At 70.3% G+C, this 25729-nt stretch carries 24 protein-coding genes and 1 riboswitch; of the genes, 6 read left to right on the forward strand and 18 right to left on the reverse strand.

Annotation, left to right across the window (positions count from 1 at the left end; all coding sequences use genetic code 11):
- Window positions 1-13: 13 nt before the first annotated feature.
- The 6 genes from ACWPN5_RS03710 to ACWPN5_RS03735 all read left to right on the forward strand — a co-directional run bounded on the left by ACWPN5_RS03710 (window position 14) and on the right by ACWPN5_RS03735 (window position 6988).
- A complete protein-coding gene (locus ACWPN5_RS03710; protein ID WP_492294299.1) occupies window positions 14-1702 on the forward strand; it encodes an alpha-amylase family protein in 1689 nt (562 codons plus the stop codon).
- Window positions 1703-1765: 63 nt separating this feature from the next.
- Window positions 1766-1918: riboswitch (FMN riboswitch) on the forward strand.
- 152 nt (window positions 1919-2070) lie between these two features.
- Window positions 2071-2745 carry a 3,4-dihydroxy-2-butanone-4-phosphate synthase gene (gene ribB / locus ACWPN5_RS03715; RefSeq protein ID WP_145682233.1) on the forward strand — a complete coding sequence of 225 codons (675 nt, stop codon included), beginning with the start codon at window positions 2071-2073 and terminating at the stop codon, window positions 2743-2745.
- Window positions 2746-2916: 171 nt separating this feature from the next.
- Window positions 2917-3666 (forward strand): substrate-binding periplasmic protein, encoded by a 750-nt coding sequence (locus tag ACWPN5_RS03720; RefSeq protein WP_492294301.1) that lies wholly within the window; start codon window positions 2917-2919, stop codon window positions 3664-3666.
- Window positions 3667-3725: 59 nt separating this feature from the next.
- A complete protein-coding gene (locus ACWPN5_RS03725) occupies window positions 3726-3935 on the forward strand; it encodes a hypothetical protein (protein WP_492294303.1) in 210 nt (69 codons plus the stop codon).
- Between the two features lie 398 nt (window positions 3936-4333).
- The gene (locus tag ACWPN5_RS03730; RefSeq protein ID WP_492294305.1) at window positions 4334-4897 is read left to right on the forward strand and encodes a TetR/AcrR family transcriptional regulator; all 564 of its coding nucleotides are present in this window, start codon (window positions 4334-4336) and stop codon (window positions 4895-4897) included.
- A gap of 234 nt (window positions 4898-5131) precedes the next feature.
- Entirely contained in the window at window positions 5132-6988 is a 1857-nt protein-coding gene (locus ACWPN5_RS03735; protein WP_492294307.1) for a tetratricopeptide repeat protein, read from the forward strand.
- A 54-nt stretch (window positions 6989-7042) separates the two neighbouring features.
- Here the strand turns inward: ACWPN5_RS03735 and ACWPN5_RS03740 are convergent, their stop codons facing one another.
- The 18 genes from ACWPN5_RS03740 to ACWPN5_RS03825 form a co-directional block, all read right to left on the reverse strand.
- Entirely contained in the window at window positions 7043-7339 is a 297-nt protein-coding gene (locus ACWPN5_RS03740) for a hypothetical protein (protein ID WP_145682230.1), read from the reverse strand.
- 4 nt (window positions 7340-7343) lie between these two features.
- A complete protein-coding gene (locus ACWPN5_RS03745; protein WP_247889054.1) occupies window positions 7344-7922 on the reverse strand; it encodes an RNA polymerase sigma factor in 579 nt (192 codons plus the stop codon).
- Between the two features lie 52 nt (window positions 7923-7974).
- Window positions 7975-8457 carry a flagellar export chaperone FliS gene (locus tag ACWPN5_RS03750; RefSeq protein WP_200479547.1) on the reverse strand — a complete coding sequence of 161 codons (483 nt, stop codon included), beginning with the start codon at window positions 8455-8457 and terminating at the stop codon, window positions 7975-7977.
- A 53-nt stretch (window positions 8458-8510) separates the two neighbouring features.
- Window positions 8511-10208 carry a flagellar filament capping protein FliD gene (gene fliD / locus ACWPN5_RS03755; RefSeq protein ID WP_492294310.1) on the reverse strand — a complete coding sequence of 566 codons (1698 nt, stop codon included), beginning with the start codon at window positions 10206-10208 and terminating at the stop codon, window positions 8511-8513.
- 120 nt (window positions 10209-10328) lie between these two features.
- Window positions 10329-11153 carry a flagellin gene (locus ACWPN5_RS03760; protein WP_145682226.1) on the reverse strand — a complete coding sequence of 275 codons (825 nt, stop codon included), beginning with the start codon at window positions 11151-11153 and terminating at the stop codon, window positions 10329-10331.
- Window positions 11154-11259: 106 nt separating this feature from the next.
- Window positions 11260-12165 carry a flagellin gene (locus ACWPN5_RS03765; RefSeq protein WP_492294312.1) on the reverse strand — a complete coding sequence of 302 codons (906 nt, stop codon included), beginning with the start codon at window positions 12163-12165 and terminating at the stop codon, window positions 11260-11262.
- A gap of 95 nt (window positions 12166-12260) precedes the next feature.
- Window positions 12261-13982 (reverse strand): flagellar hook-associated protein FlgK, encoded by a 1722-nt coding sequence (gene flgK, locus ACWPN5_RS03770; protein WP_492294314.1) that lies wholly within the window; start codon window positions 13980-13982, stop codon window positions 12261-12263.
- Window positions 13983-14004: 22 nt separating this feature from the next.
- Window positions 14005-14466 (reverse strand): hypothetical protein, encoded by a 462-nt coding sequence (locus tag ACWPN5_RS03775; protein WP_492294316.1) that lies wholly within the window; start codon window positions 14464-14466, stop codon window positions 14005-14007.
- Window positions 14467-14639: 173 nt separating this feature from the next.
- Window positions 14640-14897, reverse strand: coding sequence for a hypothetical protein (locus ACWPN5_RS03780; RefSeq protein WP_492294317.1), 258 nt, complete (start codon window positions 14895-14897; stop codon window positions 14640-14642).
- Window positions 14898-14911: 14 nt separating this feature from the next.
- Window positions 14912-16222: a flagellar hook protein FlgE gene (gene flgE / locus ACWPN5_RS03785; protein WP_492294319.1), complete on the reverse strand. Its 1311-nt coding sequence runs from the start codon at window positions 16220-16222 to the stop codon at window positions 14912-14914.
- 58 nt (window positions 16223-16280) lie between these two features.
- Entirely contained in the window at window positions 16281-16940 is a 660-nt protein-coding gene (locus tag ACWPN5_RS03790) for a flagellar hook assembly protein FlgD (RefSeq protein ID WP_492294321.1), read from the reverse strand.
- Between the two features lie 365 nt (window positions 16941-17305).
- Window positions 17306-18454 (reverse strand): acetylornithine deacetylase, encoded by a 1149-nt coding sequence (gene argE, locus ACWPN5_RS03795; RefSeq protein ID WP_492294323.1) that lies wholly within the window; start codon window positions 18452-18454, stop codon window positions 17306-17308.
- 110 nt (window positions 18455-18564) lie between these two features.
- On the reverse strand, window positions 18565-19524 hold the full coding sequence (locus ACWPN5_RS03800) for an agmatinase (protein ID WP_014199764.1): 960 nt from the start codon (window positions 19522-19524) through the stop codon (window positions 18565-18567).
- A gap of 38 nt (window positions 19525-19562) precedes the next feature.
- Window positions 19563-19985, reverse strand: a complete 423-nt coding sequence (locus tag ACWPN5_RS03805; RefSeq protein ID WP_014199765.1) for a RidA family protein — start codon at window positions 19983-19985, stop codon at window positions 19563-19565.
- A 113-nt stretch (window positions 19986-20098) separates the two neighbouring features.
- Window positions 20099-22231, reverse strand: coding sequence for a dipeptide ABC transporter ATP-binding protein (locus ACWPN5_RS03810; protein ID WP_492294325.1), 2133 nt, complete (start codon window positions 22229-22231; stop codon window positions 20099-20101).
- A gap of 4 nt (window positions 22232-22235) precedes the next feature.
- The gene (locus ACWPN5_RS03815; protein ID WP_492294327.1) at window positions 22236-23099 is read right to left on the reverse strand and encodes an ABC transporter permease; all 864 of its coding nucleotides are present in this window, start codon (window positions 23097-23099) and stop codon (window positions 22236-22238) included.
- Window position 23100: 1 nt separating this feature from the next.
- Window positions 23101-24057 (reverse strand): ABC transporter permease, encoded by a 957-nt coding sequence (locus tag ACWPN5_RS03820; RefSeq protein WP_014199768.1) that lies wholly within the window; start codon window positions 24055-24057, stop codon window positions 23101-23103.
- Between the two features lie 67 nt (window positions 24058-24124).
- A complete protein-coding gene (locus tag ACWPN5_RS03825; protein WP_119507325.1) occupies window positions 24125-25627 on the reverse strand; it encodes an ABC transporter substrate-binding protein in 1503 nt (500 codons plus the stop codon).
- Window positions 25628-25729 lie beyond the last annotated feature (102 nt).

The raw sequence follows: 25729 nt of genomic DNA on the forward strand, positions 1-25729 counted from the left end.
GGCGGGGCGGGGCATGATCAAGGATCTCTGGTACAAGAACGCGGTCATCTACAACCTGTCGCTCGGCACCTTCATGGACGCCAACGGCGACGGGATCGGCGATTTCCAGGGTTTGCAGCGCCGGCTGGACTATCTGCAGGGGCTGGGCGTGACCTGCGTCTGGCTGGGACCGTTCCAGCCGTCGCCGATGCGCGACCACGGCTACGACGTGGCCGACTACTACAACGTCGATCCGCGCTACGGCACGCTGGGCGACTTCGTTGAGTTCAGCCACGCCTGCAAGCAGCGCGGCATCCGTCTCATCATCGACCTCGTGGTCAACCACACGTCGGACCAGCACCCCTGGTTCCAGGCGGCGCGAAAGGACCCAGGCTCCCCCTACCGGGACTGGTACGTCTGGTCGGACAGGAAGCCGGCCGACGCCGACCAGGGCGTCGTCTTTCCCGGCGTGCAGAAGACGACCTGGAGCTGGGACAAGGAGGCCCGCGCCTACTACTTCCACCGCTTCTACGAGTTCCAGCCCGACCTGAACACCGCCAACCCGGAGGTGCAGGCCGAGCTGCTGAAGGTGATGGGCTTCTGGATCGAGCTGGGCGTGTCGGGCTTCCGCATGGACGCCGTGCCCTTCGTCATCGCGGCCAAGGGGCCGGAGGTCAAGAAACCCAAGCAGCAGTTCGACATGCTCCGCACCTTCCGGGAGTTCGTGCAGTGGCGGTGCGGCGACGCCGTGCTGCTGGCCGAGGCCAACGTGCTGCCGACCGTCGACCAGGAGTATTTCGGCGATGACGGCGACCGCATGCAGATGGTCTTCAATTTCCAGGTCAACCAGACCCTGTTCTACGCGCTGGCGACGGCGGACACGCGGCCGCTGGCCAAGGCGCTGGATGTCACGCGGGTGCCGCGGCCCGGCACCAACCAATGGGGCCTGTTCCTGCGCAACCACGACGAGCTTGACCTCGGGCGCCTGACCGAGGCGCAGCGCAAGCGCGTCTTCGACGCCTTCGGTCCGGACAAGGACATGCAACTCTACGACCGCGGCATCCGGCGGCGGCTGGCCCCGATGCTGCGCGGTGACCAGAGGTGGCTGGAGCTGGCCTACAGCCTGCTGTTCACGCTGCCCGGCACGCCGGTGCTGCGCTACGGCGACGAGATCGGTATGGGCGACGACCTGTCCCTGCCGGAGCGCGAGTGCGCCCGCACCCCTATGCAGTGGTCGGACGAGCCGCAGGGCGGCTTCACCAAGGCGGACGACCCCGTGCACCCGGTCATCAGCGGCGGCGCCTACGGCTACGAGCGGATCAACGCCGCCCACCAGCGCCGCGAGCCGTCGAGCTTGCTGAACTGGACCGAGCGGATCATCCGCATGCGCAAGGAATGCCCGGAAATCGGCTGGGGCGACTTCCAGGTGCTGCCCACCGGATCGAACGCGGTGCTGGCGATCCGCTACGACTGGCGCAACAACTCGGTGCTGGTCGTCCACAATCTCGACGACCGTCCCCACGAGGTCACGCTGGCGGTCGATGGCACGGGGGAATCGCCGCGGCTGGTCAACCTGCTGGCCGAGGACCACAACGATCCCGGGGAGGACGGGCGGCATTGCCTGGTGCTGGAGCCCTACGGCTACCGCTGGTACCGGCTGGGCGGGCTGGACTACCTGCTGCGCCGGACCGAGGGGCCGGGCGGCGGGACGAAGCGGTCTTGACTTTGCCCGGCCCGCTGGGGGACGCTGGCGGTGCCGTCCCCATCCGGGGGCGGCGCAACAGACGCTTGTTCTCAGGGCAGGGTGAAAATCCCGACCGGCGGTAGCCCCTCGCAAGAGGGGGAGCCCGCGAGCGCTCCCGGCCGTCAGGCGGGGAGGTCAGCAGATCCGGTTCAAGGCCGGAGCCGACGGTGACAGTCCGGATGGAAGAGGACGAGCCGGTCATCGACCGTGGTCCGCGCGTCGCGCCTTGGCGTGGCGCGTGGGGCGCGTGCGCTGGCCTGCGACGGCGGTTCGCGCGGGGCATCCCGCGCGCCGCCGGAAGTCTCTTTGCGCCCTGATTCAGGCTCGCCCCAACCGGAGTGAGAACCGTGAATCAGACCTTTGCCAGCAACTCCGCCTCCGCCGGCCTTCTCGACCGCTTCGGCAGCGCCGAGGAACGGGTGACCCGCGCCGTGGAGGCGATCCGCCAGGGCGGCGGGGTGGTCGTCGTCGATGACGAGGACCGCGAGAACGAAGGCGACGTCATCTACGCCGCCGAGACCATCACCGCCGAACAGATGGCCCTGCTGATCCGCGAAGGGTCGGGGATCGTCTGCCTGATCCTGACCGACGCCGACGCGCGCCGTCTCGACCTGCCGCCCATGGTCGGCAGCAACACGGCGCGCTTCGGCACCGCCTTCACCGTCTCCATCGAGGCGCGGGAGGGCGTGTCCACCGGCGTGTCGGCGGCGGACCGGGTGACCACCATCCGCACCGCCATCGCCGACGGCTGCCGGCCGGAGGACCTCGCCCGGCCGGGCCATGTCTTCCCGATCCGCGCCCACGCCGGGGGCTTGGCGGCGCGGCGCGGCCACACCGAGGCGACCATCGAGCTGACCACCCTGGCCGGGCGCCGTCCTGCAGGGGTGCTGTGCGAGGTGATGAACCCCGACGGCACGATGGCCCGCCTGCCCGAACTGGTCGCCTTCGCCGAGCGCCAGGGCATGCCGGTGGTGACCATCGAGGACCTGGTCGGGGCGATGCGCCTGCGCGCCGCCGCCTGACCGGTGTGCTGAGCGGGACCGGCCCCCTCCATCGCGGGGCGGGGCCGGACCGCTGCGCCGTCTCCGGTGCGATATCACACCCGCCCGCTCTTTTCCCATTGAGGGCGACCGGATTGCCCTGTACGCGGTGCCCGGCGACCGGTGTTTCCGGGATATGAGCGGAGAGGGTTGATGAGGACGATGGTGCGCGCGTGTCTGGCGACGGTGGGAGGCCTGCTGGTCGCCGCCTTGGTTCTGGCGTCGGCCCCGGCGCGCGCGGAGAACTGGACGGTTGCGTCCGAGGACTATTTCCCGCCCTACAATTACACCGAGCGCGGCAAGCGGACGGGAATGGACACGGAGATCGTCGATGCCCTGCTGAAGGACATCGGCGTCTATCCGGTTCACCGCCCCATGGGCTGGCCGGAGGTGGTGCGGGCTCACGACGAGAACGAGGTGGATGTCGCCTTTCAGTTCTTCACGTCGCCGCGCCGTCTGGAGCGTGGCCATCTGATCGGTCCCTACCGCGTCGGCGCGACCGTGCTCATGGTCCGCAGCAACGCCGAGATCACCTACACGGGCATCGAGGATTTGCGGGGCCTGCGGATCGGCGTCGTCGACGGCTTCGAATACACCCCCGAGTTCGACAGGTCGCCCCTGTTCGAGCGGGTGTCCAGCAGCAGCAACGTCGTGTCGTTCCGCCGCCTGCTGCTCGGCCGCGTCGATGCCATCGCCGGTGATTCGCAGGTGCTGCGATCCCTGGCCGACAGCGAGGGCCGGACGGGTTCGGTCAAGATCCTGGCCAAGCCGCTGGCCATGGTGCCGCGCTACATATCGGTCCCCAAGCCGCGGGCGGAAAAGGCCGCGCGGCTGCAAGCCGCCTACGAGAAGCTCAAGCAGGACGGCACCATCGACGCCATCGTCCGCCGGTGGGAGCGGTAGGGAAGAAGCACGCGCGAACAGGACGGAGCCGCGCGGGCATGGCGGAGGTGTTACGCGGGATGCCGCTCGATCTCGGCGACCGCGTGTTCGGCGAGCGACGCCAGCGCCTCGGCGGACGCGCCGTCTGCGCCTGCACGGACATGCCGTGGATCATCGCGCCGCTCGGCATGGATGACACCGGCTTCTCGGTGCGCGATCCCTCCCGGCTCGCCAAGGTCTATGCGGACGGCCGGGGGCATTTCCAACCGATGTCCGGAACGCCGTCTTAGAGTAGGACCGGCGCGACGGGCCGCCGGTCCTGCGCCGTTCGTCCGCCCGAAGGAGCGGAGGCAAATGCGCGTCCTTGGCGATGGCGGTTTCTTTCCGAAGCAAACAGGACGGCATCGAGCGGCTGCTATATCCGGTTGTGATGCGGATGGCGGCGGACGGCCCGCGCGGCGCTGCGGCGCTTTGGCCTTGCTCGCTTTGGATGTAGGCGGTGCGGCGTTCGTCTGCTAAGGAAAGGGCGCCGGCCGGCGGCCCCGGATGACTCAGGTGTCGAGGTCCGGTCTGCCCGGGATCGGGCGGTGCAGGCAGAGGAATGATGATGGAATCGTCGCGCACCGCGGTATGGGTCGGCCGCCCTCCCAAGGAGGATGCCACCGGCCCCTCCGACCGGATCATCGACATGGCGGCTCGGCTTTTTGCGGCCCAGGGCTTTGCTGCGACCTCGATCGGGCAGGTCGCGGCCGCCTGCTGCGTCGGGAGCGACACGATCCATCGACGCTTTCCGTCGAAGGCGGCGCTCTTCGCGGCGGTGGCCGAGCGGATGCGCGCGCGGACCCTGGACGGTCTCGAAGCCGAGATCGGCTCCGCGGACGGCGACGCGCTGTCGCGCTTGAAGCGCGTCGCCCGCTGGTTTCTCGCCATGAACCTGGAACCGGACATGGTCGCGCTGAACCGGATCGCCCTGAGCGAAGCGATCCTCCTCGGTCCGGAGGAGGACGATCCGGTCACCGAGCGGCTGGTCGCCCTGGTCGCCGCCGCGCAGTGGGACGGCAAGCTGGGCGGTGACGATCCGCGCATGATCGCCGCGCATCTGCTGCACTCCATCGTGTCCGGCCCGTCGAACGACGCCATGCGGGGGCGCAAGACCTACGCGTCGACGGAGTCCCAGGACCGGTTCTTCGATCAGGCCTGGGCCTTGTTCCTGCGCGGGGTGGGGCGATCCCTGCCACCCGGCGGCCGCTGATCCCACTCCGTAACGGTCCGAGCGGCCAAGGGAGGCCGCGCGGGCGACCGATTGTTTTCGTCATCGGCTGCAAAAATTGCTCAAACCCGCGCAGGAGCGCGGCGGGGCTTCCCGTATCAAGGGCGGGAACATTTTTGGGCAATCGGGGGCAGGTCGGCACGGAGAAAGCCGCTGGACAGCATCACCCTGCTCGTCCGACGGCTCGGCCGGTTCCAGGACATAAAGCGCAAGGCCATGACGGATCATCACGACAGCGCGCCGGCGGCCAGCCGGCGCGGCGGGGACGGCTCGCCCTGGGAAGCGGTGCTTCACGACCCGGCACGGGCGGAGGGCGTCTTCCTGCTCGGGCTGGCGGCGGCGCGGCTGGGGCGGGCGGAGGCGGCCATCCGCTGGTTCCGGCGCGCCGTCCGGCTGCAACCCGGCTGGGCGGACGTATGGGCGGCCTTGGCCGACGCCTGCCGCCGTGCCGGACGCTGGAGGGAGGCGGCGGGGGCCTTCGCCGTGCTCCTGTCCTTGTCCCCCGCCGACGGCGCGGCGCTGGTCAACCTTGCGGTGCTGGAACGGGCCGCCGGCCACCCGCGGGCGGCGGTGCGCCGGCTCCGCCGCGCCCTGGCGCTCGACCGCCGCCAGGCCGCGACCTGGAACAACCTCGGCAACGCGCTGCGCGACCTCGGCGCGACCGCCCAGGCCGCGGCGGCGTGGCGGACGGCGCTGGCGCTCGACCCCGGTCAGGCGGACGCGCTCGGCAATCTGGGCGGCGCGCGGCGCGACCAGGACCGCTTCGCCGAGGCGGGGGTCCTGCTCCGCCGGGCGCTGGCGCTGGCCCCGCAGCACGCGGCGCTTCACGGCGTCCTGGCCTACGCGCTGAGCGGCGAGGGCCGGCTGGCGGAGGCCGAGCGGGCCTGCCGCCGCGCGCTGGCCCTGGCGCCGGCCCTGGCCGATCCGCTGTGCACGCTCGGCCTGACGGTGCAGCGGCGCGGCGGCGGCGATGCCCTGCGCTGGTTCGACCGGGCCGCGGCGGCGTCGCCGGGCCACCCGCTCGCCCGCTTCAACCGCGGTCTGGCGGAGCTGGAGAGCGGCGCGCTGGCCGACGGCTGGGCCAACTACGCCTGCCGCTTCGCCGCCGGCCGCGCCGGACGGGAGCGGCGCTTCTCCATCCCCGAATGGCGGGGGGAGCCGCTGGCCGGCAAGCGGCTGTTCATCTGGCGCGAGCAGGGGGTGGGGGACGAGTTCCTGTTCGCCTCCTGCTACGCCGACGCCATCCGACAGGCCGACCAGGTGGTGATCGAATGCGAGCCGCGCCTGCTGCCGCTGTTCGCCCGTTCCTTCCCCAAGGCCATCGTCCGGGCCGAGCAGCCACTGCGCGGGCGGGCGCTGGTGGAGACGGTGGACTGCGACCTGCACAGTCCCGCGGGCTCGCTGCCGCGTTACCTGCGCGGTGGGCTGGCGGACTTCCCGCCGCGATCCTCCTGGCTGTTTCCCGACCCGGCGCGGCTGCTGGACCGGCGGCAACAACTGGATGGCATCGGCGGGGACCTGCGCGTCGGCATCGCGTGGCGCAGCCAGCTGATGACCGTCGAGCGGCAATGGGCCTATCTGCCGCTCGGCGAATGGGGGCCGGTGCTGGGCGTGCCGGGGGTGACCTTCGTGAACCTCCAGTACGACGACTGCGAGACGGAGATCCAGCGGGCGGAGGCGCGCTTCGGCGTTCCCATCTACGAGTTGGAGCGACTCGACCTGAAGAACGATTTCGAAGGAACGGCGGCGCTCACCGCCAACTTGGATCTGGTCATCGCGCCGGCCAATTCGGTGGCGGAGCTGGCCGGCGCCCTCGGTGTCCCGGTCTGGCGCTTCGGCGCGCGGGACTGGACCCATCTCGGCAGCGGCGTGCGCCCCTGGTACCCGTCCATGCGGGTCTTCCATCCCCGCGCGGGCGAGCCGCTGTCCGCGGCGCTGGGGCGCATCGCGGCGGAGCTTCGCCGCGCCGCCGCCCTGGCGCGCCGGGCGGGTGTGGAGGCGCCGGGGCCGCGCCCTTCCGCCCGCCCGATCCGGCGCACCCATCCCCAGGCCCCCTCGCTGCGGCGGCATTGAACCACCACGGCCGGATGCCGCCGCGTCGTTTCGCTGTGTTTGAAGAGTGGCGGCTCAGACGGGGCGGTTCGTGCCGGGAACCGGTGCCGCGTCGGGAGTCAGGGCGTCGGAGGACGCCGTCCGGGCGCCGAAGGCCCGTTCGAAGATGCGGTCGGCCAGATCGGCGGGGGGCGCTGCATCGCCGTCCGCTTCCGTCAGGGCGAGTTCGACGGTCACCATCTCGTCCAGCATGGCCTGGGCCGCGACGGACTGGGCGAGGAGGCGGCGCGCCTCCCGCAGCGTCGCGCGGGGCCAGCGTTCCAGATCGCCGCCGTGGCGGTCGAGCAGCTCGCGAAACTGGTCTTCGGTCATCGCGTCATCCGTCCTCGAACGAATCCCTGGCGGCCTGCGCGCTGGCGCGCAACAGCGTGCGGAGCTGCTGACGGGCGCGTTTCAGGAGCGATTCTACCGCAGTCACGCTGATTTGCATAATGGTTGCGACCTCGGCGTTGCTCAGACCCTCGTTGTAGAACAGGGCCAGGGCGGCACGCTGCTGCGGCGGCAGCCGGTCCTGGGCGTCGCGCAGGCGGGCGGCCACCTGCCGGCGCTGGATGTGGGTGACGGCGTCGGGGGCGTGGTCCGGCGGCTCGGGCACCGAGTCCAGATCCTCCCCCGCCGGGCGGCGCTTGTGGTCGATGCAGCGGTTCAGCACCACCCGGTAGAGCCATGTGGTGAATTTGGCCCCCTCGTCGGTCCAGTGGTCGCGCCGCTGCCAGACCTGGAGGAAGGCGTCCTGGGCGATGTCCTCCGCCTCGGCGTCGCTGCCGCACAGGCGGCGGGCGAGCGCGTAGGCGCGCTTCAGGTGGCGGTGGACGAGCGTGCGGTAGGCCGCCTGATCCCCGGCGCGGATGCGCGCCATCAGGACCTCGTCGGTCTCCGCCGCCAGGCCGGCCATGCTCCTGCCGGACACGGAATTGTGAAGGGTGCCGGACGGACGGGTGCCGTCCTCAGCCGTACAGGCCGCCGCGCGCATGATCCATGGATCTCCCGATCACGGATGCGTGCGACCCTTTGGCCGAAGCACCGGTTGAGCTGGGGACCGCGCCGCGTTCTGCGGCGATGGTCTGCCACGCCTTCGTCATGAAGGACAGCTGGCGGATGATGGCCTCGGTCGCGGCCACGGGGTCCCGGCGCGCGGCGGCCAGACCGGCCTGCCGGACCAGGGACCGGTAGAAGCGCCGCAGCGTTGCCGCGACATCCCCACCTTTATCCAATTTCAGAACGGAATCAAGCCCCAAGAGGATGGTGATGGCGCGGTCCATGGCCTGGAAATGGGCGTCGAACCGGCCGTCCCGCGCGGCGTCGCGCGCCTGGTGCAGATGCGCCGCCGCCGTCTCGTACAGGCGGACGACGGCGACCAGGGGCGGCAGTGCCGCGCTGTTGGCGGAAGCGTAGGCGGACAGGGCCTTGGTCAGGGTCGGGTTGCGCATGGCGCGGCTTCTCCGGATGGGGATGCGGGGACGTCGACGGGCGCGCGGCGCCGTCAGTCGTCGCTGCTTTCCTTGTATTTCAGCTGCTGGAGCAGGAGGTTCGCGGCCTCCGCCTTGGCCTCCAGCCGGGCGTAGTAGGCGGTCAGGCGGGTGCGGTAGTCCTCGGCCTTGGTCTTGATGTCGTCGGACCGCCGGGTCATGTCGGTGTTGTCGGCGTCGAGCTGCGAGACGATGCGGGCGATGTCGCCGCTGTCCTTCGCCGCGATGCCGTTCAGCGTGGTGTAGAGCCGGTCGGCCAGCCCTTGCGAGAAGCCGACGTCCACCGACCCGGTCTGGCCGGTGTAGACCAGAACCAGCCCGGCGAAGGCGGTTCCGTCGTTGCCGATGATGCGGTTGCCGCTGACCCGGAACAGCGAGGAGTCGCCGTCCACCGACGCGCCGGACAGGGTTCCGTCCTCGGCCACCGTGATGTCCAGCGTGAAGTCCGTTCGGCCGAGGCTGCGGTCGTAGCGCAGCAGCTTCAGGTCGGTGGAGGAGCTGGTCATCTCCAGCCCCAGCAGCGTGCGCACCGCGTCGATGTCGCCGGTCAGCGCGGCGTTCAGCGCCGTCTCGTCGACTGTCAGCGTGTTGTCGCTGGCGAAGGTGATGCCCAGGCTGGCCAGCGACAGGGTGTCGCCGTCGTCCGTCGTCACCTTCGCGTTCAGGGCGTCGTAGACCGTCTTGGTGACCTGCCGCAGCAGGCTGTCCGCGAACAGGGTGGCGTCGCTGTCGGCGGTGCCGCCGCTGCCGACGGTCTGATGGGTCTGGGCGAAGGCGCGGAAGGCGTTGTAGGCGTCCACGAAGCCGGTGATCGCGCCCTTGATCGACGCCAGATCGGTGCCGATCTCCACCCCGATCGTCTGGCCGGGCAGGGCGGCATAGAGGTCGAAGGTCAGCCCGTCGACGGCGTCGGCGATGGTGTTGCTGCTGCGCTCCACCCGCACCCCGTCGACCGTGACGACGGCGTTCTGGGCCGCCACCAGCTCGTTGGCATAGCCGCCGTCCGCGTCGGTCAGGCCAAGGCCGGTCAGGACGCCGCTGCCGCCGTCGTCGAAGGTGATCGCCTTGCCGGTGTCGTTGGCGGTGAGGATCAGCTGGTACTGGCTGTCGGTCACCTTCACGATGCTGGCGGTCACGCCGCTGGTGGATTTGCGCGCGTTGATGGCGTCGCGGATGTCGGTCAGGGAATCCCCGGCCTCCACGTCGATGGACACCGCGGTGCCGCCCGCGACGCCCAGCGTCAGGGTGCCGGACTGGCCGAGCGCGGCGCTCTGGCTGGCGGTGGTCGCCGCACCGATCTTGTGGCGGGTGGCGAGCTGCTCCACCACGATGGAATAGGTGCCGGTCTCCGCCCCGTCCGCCGCGGTCACCGACAGCACGTCGTCCGCCGCGGTGGAGCCGCCGCCCGACAGATAGGCGGTGCGTTCCTCGAACAGGTTGCTGCCGGCGCCGGTCGATACGCTGCGGTTGCGCAGCCCGTCCAGCGACGTGTTCACCGCCAGAAGCAGCGACTGCATGTCCTCATAGGCGGCGATCCTGGCCTCGTTGGCGGTGATTGTCGTGTCGATGCGGTCGGCGCGGGACAGGCGCTTCTGCACCGACGCCTCGATCAACGCCGAATAGTCGATGCCGGTGCCCGACCCGCTGGCGATCAGCGACGAACTGCCGGTCGATGCGGCGGTCGAGGATGAGGTTGAGGACACCGTCGTCATGGGCGTTGGTCCGGCAGGGGAAGGGGCGGGCGAGGGGTGTGTGCGTGGCGGTGCGTTCGGCGCCGGCCCATCCCCCTCGCCCTAACCCTCTCCTTGGCGAAGGGAGAGGGATGGCGGGCCTTATCGCAGCAGCTGCAGCAGGTTCTGCGGCATCTCGTTGGCCTGGGACAGCACGGCGATGGCCGCCTGGGTCAGCACCTTGGTCGAGGCCAGCTCCGCCTGCTCGGCGGCGACGTCCACGTCCATGATCGCCGACTGCGCCGCCTCGGTGTTCTCGATGGAGGTGTCGAGCACCTGGCCGCGGAACTCGAAGCGGGAGATCAGGGCGCCCACGTCGGCCCGCGCGCTCGACAGCGTTTCCACCGCCGTGTCCAGCGCGGTCAGCGCGGCGCTCGCCGTGGCGGAGGTGCCGACGTCCAGCGTGCCGATGGACAGGCCGGTGGTGTTCACGTTGGCGATGGTGACGGTGATCTTGTCGGTGCTTTCCGTGCCGACGCGGAAATCCACGCCGCTGGCCCAGGCGCCGTTGCCGTCCAGCAGCGGGTCGTCGTTGAAGCGGGTGCCCGACGCGATGCCGTCGATCTCCTCGATGAGCTGCTGGAACTCGGCGTCGAGGTAGCCGCGCTCGGTGTCGGTGACGGCGCCGGACAGCGACTGGGTGGCCAGCGAGCGCATGCGCTGCACGATGTCGGAGACGCGGGACATGCCGCCGTCCGCCGCCTGGAGGATCGAGGAACCGTGCGAGGCGTTGGTCGCCGCCTGCTTCAGCACCGTGATGTCGGAGGTCAGCGAGGTGCCGACGGCCAGGCCCGCCGCGTCGTCCGACGCCTTGGTGATGCGCGAGCCGCTGGCGATCTTGGAGACGGAACTGGCCTGGTTCTCGGAGTTGATGTTCAGGTAGCGCAGCGCGGAGTTCGCCGCCGTGTTGGTGGAGATGACGGGCATGATGTGCCTCCTGGTCGGAGCCTGATCGGATGGTGGGGCCGCCTGTGCATCAGCCCTCAGTGCGTCTCACGGCCGGCGCGGCGAAAGCTGGCGCGAAATTTTTCGGTCAGAGGAAATCGCTGAGCTTGGTCTGCTGGAGGATCTTCATCAGGCTCAAGGTCGATTCCAGATTGGCCTGAAGCTGCGACAGCCGCGTCGTCGCCTCCGCGAGGTCGATGTTGCGGATGTCCTCGACGTGGGTCTGGAGGACGAGCTGCTCCTCCAGGTGCCGGTCGATGGTCCGCTCCAGCGTGGCGGAGGCGGAGCCGAGCTTGGTCTGCACCACGGTCAGCCCGTCCGCCGCCGCGTCGGCGAGGTCGGACGCCTCGTCCACCAGGGCGGTGTCCACCGGGTTCGTGGGCATGTTGGCGATCAGGCTGATGGAGCGCAGCGCCTTCTCGATGGCCGGGTCGTCGGCGGTGACGCCGTACTGGACGATCAGGTCGTCGGCGGCCTGGAAGTAGGAGACGCTGCCGTCGCCCTTGTAATAGGTCGTGTCGGCCGTGGAGGGGCTGGTCGCCGCCGGCAGGCCGTCCAGCGACACCGCCGCGCGGTCGGTGCGCCCCCCGGCGAACAGATAGCGGCCCTCCTGTTGGGTGTTCAGCAGCCCGGCGAACTCCGTCATCAGGGCCTGCGCCTCGCTTTTGATGCCATCCGCGGCGCCGCTTCCGGCCCCCTGGAGGCTGGCGACGAGGCTGCGCACCCGGTTGGCGAGGTCGATCATCCCGCCCACGGCGTCGTGCATGGTCTGGATGCGCCCGTTGACCACCTCCCCCTCGTCGACGTAGCGCTCTGAGCGGCGGTAGTGGCTCTCCAAATTGACGAGGCGGCCACTGTCGCCGGCGATGCCCTTGTAATCGACCGATGCCTCGCGGGTTGCCGCCTGCACCTGGGCGGCGGCCACCTGGGACTCCGCCGCCAGCATGTAGCGGACGAGTTGGTTCTGGTGGTTGAAGGTCGCGATCCGTTCCATGCCGGCTCCCTTTCATATGCCTCATGCGCCGGCGGGCTCCGGCCGCATGCGCGGCCGGGACCGCAGTCGCGGTCCAAAGCGGATTGCAATCCGCTTTAGCGAACCAAATTCAGCGCCGTGTCGAACATCTCCTGCACCGCCTTCATGACCGCGGCGGCGGCCTGATAGGCGGATTGCATGTTGCTGATCGCGGCGGTTTCCTCGTTGACGTTCACGCCGCTCTGCGAGGCCATCGTCGCCTCCAGCCCGCTGGCGTAGGAGTCCTGGTCCTCGTAGGCGGTGGCGGCGCGGGCGGCGGCGGTCGCCGCCCCCTGGATGATGGCGCCCGCATACTGGGAGAAGGTGCCCGTCCGCCCGGACAGGCCACCCGCCGCGTCGAAGGACTGCGCCCCGGAGAAGGCCGTCTTCAGCGCCTGCGCCACCGAGCCCTCACCCGCGGACAGCGCCGATCCGCCGGCGGCCAGCGTCGCGGCGGTGGAGAGCGCGCCGGTCGCCAGACGCCCGCTGTCCTGGGCGATCGCGTCGCTCACCCTGAGGTCGGCGGCGCCGCTGCCGGTCAGCAGGTCGTTCAGCCCGAAGCGGGCGGAGAAGCCCTGGCCGTCCGCCCCCGCGGTGCCGTCGCCGCCCAGCGCCACGCCGTTCGCGGAATCGTCGGCCTGGATGACCAGCCGCCCCTGGGCGTCGAGATGGGCCGAGAGCGAGTCCATGGCGTCGATGGCGTCCACCGCGTCCTGCACGGTGGCGTAGGCGGCGAGGTCGAGGTCCAGAACTTCCACCGCCGTGCCGTCCGCCGCCGTGACGGCGACGCGCAGCGTACCGTTGCCGTTCAGCGCGTCCGTTCCGGCGGCCGTGGCGGTTCCGGTCAGCGCGTTGGGCGGGGGAAAGGCGGTGCCCTGGTTGTGGAGGGCGTTCAGCCTGTCCTTCAGCGTCAGGGCCAGCTCGTCCAGCCGGGCTTGCTGCGCCGGCAGGTCCCTGTCGCGGACCTGGATCAGCCCGCCCAGCGTGCCCGAGGAGATGGAAGCGGTGACGTCCTTGCCGTCGATGGTGATCGGGTTGAAGCTCGTCCCGGCACCGACCGTGGATGCGGGCGTGTAGGACAGCCGGTGCACCGCGGAGTCCAGCAGGGACGTGCCGGAGGATGTGGAGACCCGGACCATGCCGTTGGCGTCGGTCTGGTAGCGGATGTCGATGTCCCCGGCGAGGCTCTTCAGGGCGGTGTTGCGCTGGTCCTCCAGGTCGCCGGTGTCCTGGCCGAGCGCCTTGCCGGTCTGGATGCGGTCGTTCAGGTCCTTCAGCGTGTCGAGCGTGCCGTTGATGCGGGTCACCGTGTCGGCGATGGCGTGGTCGGCCTCGCCACGGAGGTCCTGCACCGCCTTGGCGGTGGAGCGCAGCGTCTCCGCCACCGCGGTCAGGTCGTCCACCGCCGCCGCCTTGGCGCTGCCGCTCTCCGGGGAGGTCGCCAGCGTGGCCAGCGTTTCGCCCAGCGTGTCGATGACCGAGCCGAGCGACGACGCTGAGGTGGTGGCGCCCAGCCGCTCCTGGAAGCGGTCCAGATAGTCGCTGACCGTCCGGTTGAGGCCCAAGCCCGACTGCGCCGACACCAGCGACGTCATCAGATAACGGTCCACCGTGCTGCCGATGCCGGCGACCTCCACCCCGGTGAAGCCGACGGCGGTGTCGCTCGCCGTCGGCTTGGCGGTCTTGCGGGTGTAGCCCTCCGTGCCGGCGTTGGCGACGTTGGCCGAGGCGACCGCCATGCCCACCTCGTTGGTGCGCAGCGCGGAGGTGGCGATGCTGCCGGCGACGCGCAGGGACATGATGGCTCTCCTGTGCGGTGGGTCAGGCGGTGACGGCGAAGTGCTTCGCCCCCGCCATCCGGCCGAGCGCCGCGTAGGAACGCGTCGGGCCGGAGACGGACGCGGCGGCGCGCAGCGCGGCGCCGATGGCCGCCTGCCGGGCCTGCCGGGCCTTCGCCTGCGCTTCCAGCGCGCGCACCGACCGGCCGAGCGGGGCCAGCGCGCCGTCCAGCGCCTTGCGCACCGCCAGCCGGGTTCCCAGCGGAACGCGCTTGCTTTGCGCCGCGGCCAGCGCGTCGCGCAGCGTCCCGGCCTGGCTGTGCAGGAGCATTTGCATGGCGCCCGCCGCCCGCAGGGCGTCCACCGCGCGCCCCTCCTGCGCGGCGCTGGCGGCGCGTTCCGCGTGCCCTTCCAACTCCGCGACGAAGCGGGTGATGACCGCCACCGGGTCCGGGCGGGCGGCGGGCCTGGGAGATGTGGGCGGGCTGTGCGGGGTGGGGAGCATGGCGGGTTTCCTTGATGTGTTCCCTCTCCCCTCTGGGGAGAGGGTTTAGGGTGAGGGGGTTGCGCGTGTGCCGGACAAACCGCCATGCGCAACCCCCTCACCGGCCCTCCGGGCCACCCTCTCCCCAGAGGGGAGAGGGTTGGGAAGGGCGAATGCGGGCATCCGTCGAGGCGTCAGCCGCGCAGGGCGCCGGTGCGGCGGTAGGCGGTGGCGGCGCGCTGGGCGCTGCCGGTCTGGCGGATCGCCGCCTGCACCGCGGCCTGCGCCGCGGCGATGCGCGCCCGCAGCCCCAGCAGGTCGTCGATCAGCGCGAGGCGCTCCGCCGCTCCCGGAACCGGCTGGGACCGGTGACGGTCCACCCGCCGGGCGAGGCGGCGCAGCTCGGCGTCCAGAGCGGCTTCGCCGTCGAGAAGCGGTTGCGCGGGCTGCATGGCCGTCACCGCCGTCAGCGCTTCATGGCGATCAGCGTGTCCATCATGTCCTGCGAGGTCGTGATGACTTTGGAGGCGGCGGAATAGGCCTGCTGGGCGACGATCATGCGGCTGAACTCGTCGGTCAGCTCGACCGTGGAGCTTTCCAGCGCGCCCGCCGTCACCGTCCCGGCCTTGGCGTCGCCCGCGGTGCGGAGCTGGTACTGACCGGCCTCCGCCGTCTGGGTGAAGGTGGTGCCGGTGACGCTTTCCAGCCCGTCGGCGTTGGCGAAGGTGGCGATGGGAATCTGGTAGATCGCCCGCGTCTCGCCGTTGTCGAAGACGGCGCGGACGATGCCGTCCTTGCCGATGGTCGTGCCGGTCAGGGAGCCGGGCTTGTAGCCGTTCTGCGTCGTGGTCTCGACGCTGACCGAGGGCGTGCTGTCGCCCGACGCGTGCTGGGTCAGCCCGTTGTTGCTGTTGGCGGTGCCGAGGTTCAGCGCGACCGCGCTGTTGCCGGCCCCGGTGGTCCATCCGTCGACGGTGAAGGACAGGGCGGACAGGTCGGCGGGGGTCGTCGTTCCGTCGGCGGCCACCGTGGCGGCGGAGGACAGCGTGCCGTCGGTGTTGAAGGAGAGCTGGATGGGGAACCCCGCGATGGTCCCGGTGGTCCGGGTGGAGTCGGAGGACATGACGGGGTCGGAGGCGTCCAACTCCCACGTGTTCTCGCCGGTCTTGGTCCAGCTCAGGGTGATGGAGTGGCTGACGCCCAGGCTGTCGAACATCTCCATGTCGGTGGTGAAGCTGTCGCCGGTGTCCGCGTCCGAGGGCAGGTTGGCGTCGATCCCCATGGTCGAGGTCGCCTTGGGCGTGCCCTTGATGTTGGCGACGTTGACCGGGACGAGGCTGTCCACCGACCCCTTGTTGCCGGCGGCGACGGTGCCGTTGGCGTTCAGCGCCCAGCCGTAGAGATAGTAGCCCTCGCTGTTCGACAGGTAGCCCTGGGCGTCGGTGGAGAAGGAGCCGTTGCGGGTGAAGGCGACGGTGCCGTCCGCCGTCTCCTCCGACACCACGAAGAAGCCCTCGCCGTTGATCGCCATGTTGGTGGAGACCGACGACGACTGGATTTCGCCCTGCGCGCTGACGTTGCGGTAGGTGGTGGCGAGCACGCCGCCGGTCTGCTCGTCGATGGTCGAGGTCTTGTTGATGTAGGAGTTGAAGTTCGTCCCGGTGCTCTTGAAGCCGGTCGTGCTGGAATTGGCGATGTTGCTGGAGATGGAGGCGAGCGCCTTGCTCTGCGCCATCAGGCCGGACGTGGCGCTGTACATCGCGCTGGTGATGCTCATCGTCGCACCTGTCGCAAGAAGGGGGAGGGGGCCGGTGAGGAAGCCGGGAGGGGGCGGCTCAGCTCAGCGACAGCACGTCGTCGGCGGGCACGCTGACGCCGCCGATGCCCAGCGCCGCGCTGGTGCCGGAGGTGTCCACGGAGGTGACCGTGCCCTTGATCCGCGTTTCGGTGGCGACGGCGGCCTTGCTGGAGTCCAGCGCGGTGACGGTCAGGCTGTAGGCGCCCGACGTGTGGACCGCGCCGTCGCGGCCCGTGCCGTCCCAGGTGAAGGAATGGCTGCCCTGGCCGGTGGCGCCACTGTCCTGGTAGACGATGGCCCCGTCCTCGTCGCGCACCGTCAGGGTGACCGACGCGGCCTCGCTGTTCAGCGAATATTCCCAGTTGGCCGCGCCGTTCTGCAGGGCGGTCGTGTTGCCCTCCGCCGTCACCGTCCGCCCGAGATAGCCCAGCGCCGAACTGCCGGTTCCCAGCGCCTGCACCGCCGAGGTCAGCTCGTCCAGCTTGTCGCTCATGGACATCTGCTGCTCCAGCGAGGAGAGCTGCACGAGCTGGCTGGTGTATTGGGCGGTGTCCACCGGGTTGGTCGGATCCTGCACCTCAAGCTGCTTCAGCAGCAGCGTCAGGAAGGACTGGTAGCTGCCGGCCAGCGAGGCCGAGGAGCTTTTGGCGGACGAGGTGGTCGTGACGGTCGAGGAGCTGAGCGAGTCAACCTGCATGGCGGCCTCCGGGATGCAGCCTCCCCGTCGCGGGAATCGGGGATTCCGCGTCCGTTTCGGCGTGATGATCCAGCGTGTGGTCCGGGAGGAGGCGCCGCAGGGCGGAGCGTTGTCCCGTTCTGTGGCTATCCACGGAGGGGATCGGAAAAGCTGGCGGACTTTTTTCAGCGCGGCTGGAAAAGCGGCGGGAGAGGCCGCGTGGGGCGCGCCGTCGAGGATGGGTCCGCCGAGCTGGGTGGCACGCACGGCGCTGTGCCGCCGCTGTTCCGTCGCACCATCGGCCCCGATCGTGCGACGGGGAAAAACGGAATCGTCGCTGTTTGGTTTGCTAAGTTTGGATCACGTCCGCCTTGCGGCGGGCGCGGTCAGGCCAGTCGGGCGAGCAACGCATCCAGCATGCGATCGCAGGCGGCCAGCTGGTCCTCGGCGACGAATTCGTCCGGCTTGTGGGCCTCGCCGATGCTGCCGGGGCCGCAGACAACGGTCGGAATGGACAGGCGCCGCTGGAACAGGCCGCCCTCGGTGCCGAAGGAAATTTTGCCAAGGCTGTTGCCGCCGGTGAGCGCCTTGACGAAGGACACCACCTCCGCATCCTCGTCGGTGTCGAGGGCGGGGTAGCTGGACAGCTCCGTGATGTCCACGGCGGCGGCGGGGAAGGCGGTGCGCAGACGCTTCTCCATGGCCTCGGCCTCGGCGCGGACGGCGTCGAGCAGAGGGTCCACCGGGTCCTGCGGCAAGTGGCGGATCTCCATGTCGAGGCGGCACTGGTTGGGCACGATGTTCAGCGCGGTGCCGCCCTGGATGACGCCGGCGTGGATGGTGGTCCAGGGCACGTCATAGCCGGCATCGCGCGCCCCCTCGGTCTGCACCCGCTCCTGAAGGCGGCGCAGGCCGGTGAGCATGTCGCAAGCCATGTGTATGGCGTTCAGCCCTTGCGGGGCGAGGCTCGAATGGCACTCGGCGCCCCGGCAGTCGATGCGCAGCGCCGTCTTGCCCTTGTGGGCGGTGACAACCTGCATCAGCGTGGGTTCGCCGACGATGCAGAAGCGCGGGCGGACCGGCAGGGCCGCCATCATGTCGATCAGGCGCCGCACGCCCAGGCAGCCGACCTCCTCGTCGTAGGACAGCGCGAGATGAAGCGGCTGGCTGAGCGTCCGCCCGGAGGCCCGCTCGGCCAGGGCCATCGCCGCGGCGATGAAGCCCTTCATGTCGGCCGTGCCGCGGCCGTAGAGATTGCCGTCCCGGCGGGTCAGGCGGAAGGGATCGCAGGTCCAGGCCTGCCCGTCCACCGGCACCACGTCGGTGTGGCCGGACAGCAGGATGCCCGGACGGTCGGCCGGGCCGACGCTGGCGAAGAGGTTGGCCTTGCGCCCGTCCTCGCTCGGCACCAGCCGCGTGGCGGCGCCGGCCGCCTCCAGCCGCTCCTTGGCCCAGAGGATGAGGTCGAGGTTGCTGTCGCGGCTGACCGTGGGAAAGGCCACCAGCCGCTCCAGAATGTCCAGCGTCGCACCCATGGCGGGATGGTCCTTCTTCCTTGGTCGTCGATCGGCTTCGGCTTCTCCGCGCCGACGGGACGGAGGCGGCCGGCGGCCGGCCTCCCCCGTTCCCCGTCAGGCCGCTCCGCTCACTTGGCGTCGAAGTAGCCGGCCTGGATGGTCTTGCCGATCAGGTTGCAGATGATGCGACCGGCGGTGATCGCGGTGATGCCGTTCACGTCCTTCTTGGGCGTGATCTCCACGATGTCCATGCCGACGACGCGGCCCTTCTTCACCAGACCGTGGATCAGCGTGCGGATCTGGGGATAGGTCACGCCGCCCGGCGCCGGTCCGTTGACGGCCGGCATGATGGTCGGGTCCATGCCGTCGGCGTCGATGGTCAGGTAGTAGCGCCCGCCGTCGGGAATGCGGTCGAGCACCGCCTTCATGCCGACGTCCTGCAACTCCACGTCGGGGATCAGCACGGCGCCGTAGGCCTGGGCCGCCTCGACCTCCTCCGGCCGGGCGCTGCCGGCGGAGCGCAGGCCGATCTGGAAGATCTGCCCGACATGGTCCATCTCCGCGGCGCGGCGGATCGGGCTGGAATAGCCGCCGCGGGCGCCGTTCACATGGTCGCGCCAGTCGAGGTGCGCGTCGATGTGCACGAGCGTGATCGGGCCCTGGTCGTCGTAGGCGCGCAGCACGGGGATCGGGATGCCGTGGTCGCCGCCGATGATGATCGGCAGCATGCCCTTGGCGAGCATCGCCCGCACCACCGCCTCGGCGTTGCGGTAATGCAGGTCGAGGTCGCGCGGGTTCGCTTTCACGTCGCCACAGTCCACGACCTTGATGTCCTTCCCGCCGAGCAGCGGACCGCCGATGTCGAAGTCCCAGCGCTCCAGCTGGCGCAGCGCCCGTTCGGTGTAGCGGCGGACCCAGGTGGGGGCGTTGGTCTGGTCGTTGGTCACCTCGTCGATCGAGTAGGGATCGCCGTAGGGGATGCCGAGGATGCCGATGTGGCCGTCGAGCTGGTCGAGATCCGTGCAGATGGGGAAGTCGAGGAAGCTCTGCAGTTCGCGGCGCGGCGGGTTGGTCAGGGTGCTGCTCATGGCGGGCGTTCCAGGTTTCTTCTGTGTGATACGGGGGATCAGGGAGCGTCGGGGATTACGGCGATGGCGTCGACCTCGACCACCCATTCCGGGCGCGCCAGGGCGCTGACGACGATGCCGGTGGAGACGGGATGGACGCCCTTCAGCCACTTGCCGATGGTGCGGTAGACCGGCTCGCGGTAGCGCGGGTCGGTGATGTAGACGGTGATCTTGCAGATGTGCTCCATCTTCGCGCCGGCTTCGTCCAGCAGCATCTTGATGTTGCTCATGGCCTGCTCGGTCTGGCCGGCGGCGTCGCCGATGGCCACGCTCTCGCTGGTGTCGAGGTTCTGGCCGATCTGGCCGCGCACGAAGACCATCGCACCGCGGGCCACGACCGTCTGGCAGAGGTCGTTGTCCAGCGCCTGCTCGGGATAGGTCTTCTTGGTGTTGAACTTGCGGATGCGGGTGTGGGTGGTCATGGGTCGGTTCTCTCTTGGGTGAACGGATGCGCCGGGCATGGAGAGGGCGTGTCCGGGAAGCCGAAAGGGCCCCCGGCCGTCACGCCGCCCGGAAAGGGTTGCGGATCAGACGGTCAGTGCAGGGCCGCCAGCTCGGGGAAGACCGACGCCCGTTCCGCCAGCTCGGCCAGCGGGATGTGGCAGGCGATGCGGTGGCCGTCGGCCGCCGTCTGCACCGGCGGCGCGCGCTCGTCGCAGATGGCGCCGAGCTTGCGCGGGCAGCGGCCGCGGAAGGCGCAGCCCCCGCCGCCGGGCGGTGCGGTGGAGTCCTCCAGCAGGATGCGCTCCGGCTCCGGCCCGTCCTCCGCCCCGCTCAGCCGCGGCACCGCCGACAGCAGCGCCTCGGTGTAGGGGTGGTAGGGCGGGCGCAGGACCCGGCCGATCGGCCCCTCCTCGCAGATGGTCCCGCCATAGACGACCAGCACGCGGTCGGCGATGTGCGACACCACGGCGATGTCGTGGGTGATGAACAGGTAGGACAGCCCCAGCTCGTCGCGCAGGTCGGCCAGCAGGTTGAGGATGTTCGCCTGCACCGAGACGTCGAGCGCCGACACCGCCTCGTCGCAGACGACGAACTCCGGATCGGTGGCCAGGGCGCGGGCGATGTTCACGCGCTGGCGCTCGCCGCCGCTCAGCTCGTGCGGGTAGCGGTCGGCGTAGGCGGCGGGCAGGCCGACGCGGGTCAGCAGGGCCGCGATCATCTCCCGGCGCTCCGCCTCGCCCTGGCGGCCGGCGAGGACGAGCGGGCGCTCCATGGCCGCCCCCACCGTCTTGCGCGGGTTGAGCGAGGCGGCGGAATTCTGGAAGACCAGCTGGGCGCGGCGGCGCAGGTCGCGGTCGCCCTCCTTGGCCTGCTTGACGAAGTCGGCGCCGTCGAACAGCACCGTGCCGGCGGTCGGCTCGATCAGGGCCAGCAGCGAGCGGCCGATCGTGCTCTTGCCGCTGCCGCTCTCGCCGACCACGCCCAGCACCTCGCCGCGCTGGATGGTGAAGGAGACGTCGTCGACCGCCACCGTGCCGTCGCGGCGGAGCCACGGCAGGATCGACCGGCGCTCGCCGAAGACCTTGCGCAGCGCCTCGACCTGCACCAGCGGGGCGGTGCGTGCCGGAGGCGCCGCCTGCGGCCGGGACGCGGTCGATTCCTCCGGCCAGGGGGTGCCGGCCAGGGCCTCGGCCTTCCAGCAGCGCACGCTGTTGCCGGCGGCGTCCCCGCGCAGCGCCTGGGGCAGGCTGCGGCAGGTCTCCTCGGCGAACGGACAGCGCGGCGCGAAGACGCAGGATTCGGAGGCGCCCGACAGCTTGCTGACGGTGCCGGGAATCGAGGACAGGCGGTGCCGGCGATCGGTGGTGATGCGCGGCAGCGCCGCCACCAGCCCCTTGGTGTAGGGATGGACCGGCCGGGCCAGCACGTCGCGGGTGCGCCCGGTCTCCACGACCTCGCTGCCGTAGAGGACGCAGACCGAGTTGCAGATGCGGTTGACGATGCCGAGGTTGTGGGAGACGAAGAGGGCGCTCAGATGGTGGCTCTCGCACAGGCCGGCGAGCAGCTCGATGATCCGCGCCTCGACCGTGACGTCGAGCGCCGTCGTCGGCTCGTCGAGGATCAGCAGCTTGGGGTCGCAGCCGAGCGCGGTGGCGATCAGCACGCGCTGCTGCATGCCGCCCGACAGCTGGTGCGGGTAGGACTGCGCGATGCGCCGCGGCTCGCGGATGCCGACCTCGGCCAGCAGCTCCTCCACCCGTGGTGCTGCCTGCCGGGGGGTGAAGCCCTTGTGCTGGACCAGCGGCTCGGCGATCTGCCGCCCGACGGTCAGCGCCGGGTTCAGCGAGGTGAAGGGGTCCTGGAAGACGGCGGCGATGCGGTCGCCGCGCAAGCTCCGGCGCTGCCCGGCGGACAGACGGCGCAGGTCGGTGCCCTCGAACAGGATCTCGCCGCCGTCGATGCGGCCGGCCTCGCCCAGCAGGTCGAGGATGGCCATGGCGACGGTGCTCTTGCCCGAGCCGGACTCGCCCACCAGCCCCATGACCTCGCCCGGCCGGATCGCGAAGCTGACGTCGCTGGCGGCGCGCAGCGTGCCGCGCGGGCTGGCGTAGTTGATGGTGAGGTTGCGCACCTCCAGCAGGGCGGACATGGCGGTCGCGGAGACCGGGGTCGGGCTGGGGGTCGGATCGGGAGACGCGGCGGAAAGGGGCACGAGAGCGGTCATGGGGTCAGTGTCCTCCCGTGTTGCGGGGGTCCAGCACGGCGCGCAGTCCGTCGCCCAGCAGGTTGATGCCGATCACGGTGATGCCCATGGCGATGCCGGGGCACAGCGCGATCCACGGCGCCTGCTCGACGAAGGGCCGGGCCTCGCTGATCATCAGGCCCCAGTCGGAGGAGGGCGGTTGGGCGCCCATGCCGATGAAGCTGAGGGCGGCGCCCAGCAGGATGGCGAAGACGACGCGCAGGCTGGACTCGACCGCCAGCGGCGGCCAGATGTTCGGCAGGATCTCGTGGAACAGGATGTAGGCGGTGCTCTCGCCGCGCAGCCGGGCGGCGGTGATGAACTCCTCCTGCATCAGCTCCAGGGTGATGGCGCGGGTCAGGCGGACCACCTGCGGCACGTAGACGATGCCGATGGCGACGACCGCCTTCCACAGGGCCGGCGGGGTGACCGCCAGGACGAGAATGCCCAGCAGGATGGGCGGGAAGGACATCAGCACGTCCATGCAGCGCATGATGATCTCGTCGGTCCGGCCGCGGCCGTAGCCGGCGACCAGCCCCAGCGGCACGCCGACGAGCAGGCTGATGGCGGTGGCGGCGACGCCCATGACCAGCGAGTTGGTCGTGCCGACGAGGGTGCGGCTGAACACGTCGCGGCCGTACTCGTCGGTGCCGAACCAGAAGTCCGGCCCCGGCGGCTGGAGCCGGCTCATGATGTTCATCTCGTCGTAGGGGTAGGGGGCCAGCCAGGGGCCGGCCACGGCGACCACCAGCAGCGGCGCCAGCAGCGCGATCCCGAGGACGAGCGAGGTGGGCCAGCGCTTCGGCGCGGAGCGGGGGGGCGTTGCGCGGGTTTGGCTCGCGGCGGTCATGTCAGGCGTTCCCCATGCCATGGCGGATCTTCGGGTTGACGAACGCGTAGAGGAGGTCGGCCGCCAGGTTCGCCAGGCAGTAGGCCGTCGAGATGATCAGGATGGTCGCCTGGATCAGCGGCAGGTCGTGGCGCTGGATGGCGAACAGCAGCAGCCGGCCCATGCCGGGGAAGGAGAAGACCGTCTCGATGACCACGACGCCGCCGAGGATCAGACCGAAATCGATGGCGAGCACGGTGATGGTCGGCAGCAGCGCGTTGCGCAGGGCGTGGCGGACGATCACCACCTTTTCCGGCAGGCCCTTGGCGCGGGCGTACTTCACGTAGTTGGTCTGCAGGACGTCGATCATGCTGGAGCGGGTCAGCCGCGCGATGCGGGCGATCAGCATCAGCACCAGCGTGACGACCGGCAGGACCAGATGCGACGCCCAGGGCACGAAGCCGTCGGCGAGCGGCGCGTAGCCACCGGTCGGCAGCCATTTCAGGTAGCTGCCGAAGATCAGAACCAGCACGATGGCCCAGAAGAAGTCGGGAACGGCGATGCCGAGATAGGACACGCCCGAGACCATCTGGTCGGCCATGCGCCCGCGGCGCACCGCGGCCAGGACGCCGGCGCCGATGCCGATCACCGTCACCACCGCCAGGGCCACCACCGCCAGGACCAGGGACCGGCTCAGCGCCTCCATCAGGATGGGTGCCACCGGCTGCTCCAGAACCAGCGAGCGGCCGAGATCGCCCTGCAGGATGCCGGCGGCCCAGCGGCCGTACTGCACGATCAGGGGCTGGTCGAGACCGAGCTTGACCGTGATGGCGTCGATCACCTCTTTCGAGGCGAACTGCCCGGCGATCATTGACGCGACGTCGCCCGGCATCGCCTGCGTCACCAGGAAGACGAGGATCGACATGACGACCAGCACCATCGCCAGATAGGCCAGCCGGGTGAGTGTGTAGAGGAGCATGGAGAGAGCTTCCCTTGGCCCGGGGCCGTCGGGAGCGCGGCGGGCGCTCCCGACGCCGTCGACGGCTCTACTGGCCGACCGAAACGTTGCGCAGGTCGAGGAACATCATCGGGTGGGAGGTGAAGCCCTGCACCCGCGCGCTCACGCCGTTGACGTGGTTGATGACGTAGGGGATGACGCCGGGGGCGTCCTGGACGGCCAGCGCCTGCACCTCGCCATAGAGCTTCTTGGCCTCCTCCTCGCTGGACGCCTGACGGGCGCCGTCGAGCAGCTTGTCCATCGCCGGGTTGCTGTAGTTCCACAGCGCGGCGTTCCACGACCCGCGCGAGTGGTACCAGGGGTAGACCGAGGTATCGATCGTCGGGCGGCTGAAGAAGCCGTCGATGTAGAAGCCCGCCTTGCCTTCGATGTCCTTCAGGAAGACGTCGAAGGGCACGCGCTGCACGTTGACGGTGATGCCCGCCGGCTTCAGCAGCTCGCGGACCGCCAGCCCCAGACGCTCGCGGGTGGCGCGGCCGGCCGGGGTGTAGAGCGTGACCTCGAAGCCGTTGGGATAGCCGGCCTCGGCGAGCATCTTCTTCGCGGCGGCCGGGTCGCCCTTGGCGATCGGCAGATCCTTGTTGAAGTAGGGGTGGCTCGGCGGGATCGGCGAATGGGTCGGCGTGCCGTAGCCGAACAGGGCGATCTGGGTGATCGCCTGCTTGTCCAGCGCGGTCGCCACGGCGCGGCGGACGCGCACGTCGTCGAACGGCTTGGTCGTGCCGTTCATGATCACGCCGTCCCAGGTGGAGGTCGGCACGGCTTCGGCCTTCAGGTTGGACGTCGCCTTGACCTTGTCCACCGCCTCCGGCGGCAGGTTCCAGGCGAGGTCCAGCTCACCCGTGGTCAGCGCCGCCACCTGGCTGGCCGTCTCGGGCAGGATGCGGATCACCACCTCGTCCAGCTTCGGCAGGCCGGCCTCGAAATAGGTCGGGTTGCGCTTCACCACCATGCGGTCGCCGGGCGCGAAGGAGACGAACTGGAAGGGGCCGGTGCCGACGGGGTTGGAGGCCAGCGTGTCGAGGGCGTCGCGCGGCACGATGCGGGCCTGACGCTCGCCGAACAGCTCGGCGAAGCCGGAGTAGGGGGACTTCAGCGTGAATTCCACCGTGTGGGAATCCACCGCCTTCATCGACTCCACGATCTCGAAGTTCACGCGGGCGGTGGAGCCGGTCGCCTTGTCCTGGATGCGGGTGATGGTGGCGAGAACGTCCTCGGCGTCCATCTCGCGGCCGCTGTGGAACTTCACGCCCTTCTTCAGGAAAAAGGTCCAGGTCTTGAGGTCGGCGCTGTGCTCCCAGCGCTCGGCGAGGTCGGGCTTCAGCGTCATGTCGGCGGCGATCGCCGTCAGGCCGTTGAACAGGAGGTAGGCGGCCACATACTCCTGGCCGCCCTTCATCTTGGCGGGGTCGAGGGTGTTCAGGTTCGAATCCACCGCCACCTTGAGCGTGCCGGCGGCCTGCGCGGACAGCGCCGTGCCGGAGAGGAGGAAAGCCGAGAGCACAGCCCGTGCCACCAACCGTTTCACCATAATGAAGCCTCTCTGCTTGCGGGGTCCGTTATGGACCTTGGTTCCTGTTGCCTCGACGCTCTCACAGACGTGTCATGAACGGAACGACCGAGGACGCGCCGT

The sequence above is a fragment of the Azospirillum sp. UENF 211521 genome (assembly GCF_058780535.1).

Excerpts from the sequence above, each read along its gene's own strand:
- ACWPN5_RS03780 (WP_492294317.1), bottom strand. The coding sequence starts at position 14,897 with ATGCAGCCCGCGCAACCGCTTCTCGACGGCGAAGCCGCTCTGGACGCC.
- flgK (WP_492294314.1), bottom strand. The coding sequence starts at position 13,982 with ATGTCCCTGCGCGTCGCCGGCAGCATCGCCACCTCCGCGCTGCGCACC.
- ACWPN5_RS03790 (WP_492294321.1), bottom strand. The coding sequence starts at position 16,940 with ATGCAGGTTGACTCGCTCAGCTCCTCGACCGTCACGACCACCTCGTCC.
- ACWPN5_RS03730 (WP_492294305.1), top strand. The coding sequence starts at position 4,334 with ATGGCGGCTCGGCTTTTTGCGGCCCAGGGCTTTGCTGCGACCTCGATC.
- ACWPN5_RS03725 (WP_492294303.1), top strand. The coding sequence starts at position 3,726 with ATGCCGCTCGATCTCGGCGACCGCGTGTTCGGCGAGCGACGCCAGCGC.
- ACWPN5_RS03760 (WP_145682226.1), bottom strand. The coding sequence starts at position 11,153 with ATGCCCGTCATCTCCACCAACACGGCGGCGAACTCCGCGCTGCGCTAC.
- fliD (WP_492294310.1), bottom strand. The coding sequence starts at position 10,208 with ATGACGACGGTGTCCTCAACCTCATCCTCGACCGCCGCATCGACCGGC.
- ACWPN5_RS03765 (WP_492294312.1), bottom strand. The coding sequence starts at position 12,165 with ATGGAACGGATCGCGACCTTCAACCACCAGAACCAACTCGTCCGCTAC.
- ACWPN5_RS03820 (WP_014199768.1), bottom strand. The coding sequence starts at position 24,057 with ATGCTCCTCTACACACTCACCCGGCTGGCCTATCTGGCGATGGTGCTG.
- ACWPN5_RS03805 (WP_014199765.1), bottom strand. The coding sequence starts at position 19,985 with ATGACCACCCACACCCGCATCCGCAAGTTCAACACCAAGAAGACCTAT.
- ACWPN5_RS03720 (WP_492294301.1), top strand. The coding sequence starts at position 2,917 with ATGAGGACGATGGTGCGCGCGTGTCTGGCGACGGTGGGAGGCCTGCTG.
- ACWPN5_RS03775 (WP_492294316.1), bottom strand. The coding sequence starts at position 14,466 with ATGCTCCCCACCCCGCACAGCCCGCCCACATCTCCCAGGCCCGCCGCC.
- flgE (WP_492294319.1), bottom strand. The coding sequence starts at position 16,222 with ATGAGCATCACCAGCGCGATGTACAGCGCCACGTCCGGCCTGATGGCG.
- ACWPN5_RS03825 (WP_119507325.1), bottom strand. The coding sequence starts at position 25,627 with ATGGTGAAACGGTTGGTGGCACGGGCTGTGCTCTCGGCTTTCCTCCTC.
- ACWPN5_RS03815 (WP_492294327.1), bottom strand. The coding sequence starts at position 23,099 with ATGACCGCCGCGAGCCAAACCCGCGCAACGCCCCCCCGCTCCGCGCCG.
- ACWPN5_RS03710 (WP_492294299.1), top strand. The coding sequence starts at position 14 with ATGATCAAGGATCTCTGGTACAAGAACGCGGTCATCTACAACCTGTCG.
- argE (WP_492294323.1), bottom strand. The coding sequence starts at position 18,454 with ATGGGTGCGACGCTGGACATTCTGGAGCGGCTGGTGGCCTTTCCCACG.
- ACWPN5_RS03810 (WP_492294325.1), bottom strand. The coding sequence starts at position 22,231 with ATGACCGCTCTCGTGCCCCTTTCCGCCGCGTCTCCCGATCCGACCCCC.
- ACWPN5_RS03745 (WP_247889054.1), bottom strand. The coding sequence starts at position 7,922 with ATGGCCGGCCTGGCGGCGGAGACCGACGAGGTCCTGATGGCGCGCATC.
- ACWPN5_RS03735 (WP_492294307.1), top strand. The coding sequence starts at position 5,132 with ATGACGGATCATCACGACAGCGCGCCGGCGGCCAGCCGGCGCGGCGGG.
- ACWPN5_RS03750 (WP_200479547.1), bottom strand. The coding sequence starts at position 8,457 with ATGCGCAACCCGACCCTGACCAAGGCCCTGTCCGCCTACGCTTCCGCC.
- ACWPN5_RS03800 (WP_014199764.1), bottom strand. The coding sequence starts at position 19,524 with ATGAGCAGCACCCTGACCAACCCGCCGCGCCGCGAACTGCAGAGCTTC.
- ACWPN5_RS03740 (WP_145682230.1), bottom strand. The coding sequence starts at position 7,339 with ATGACCGAAGACCAGTTTCGCGAGCTGCTCGACCGCCACGGCGGCGAT.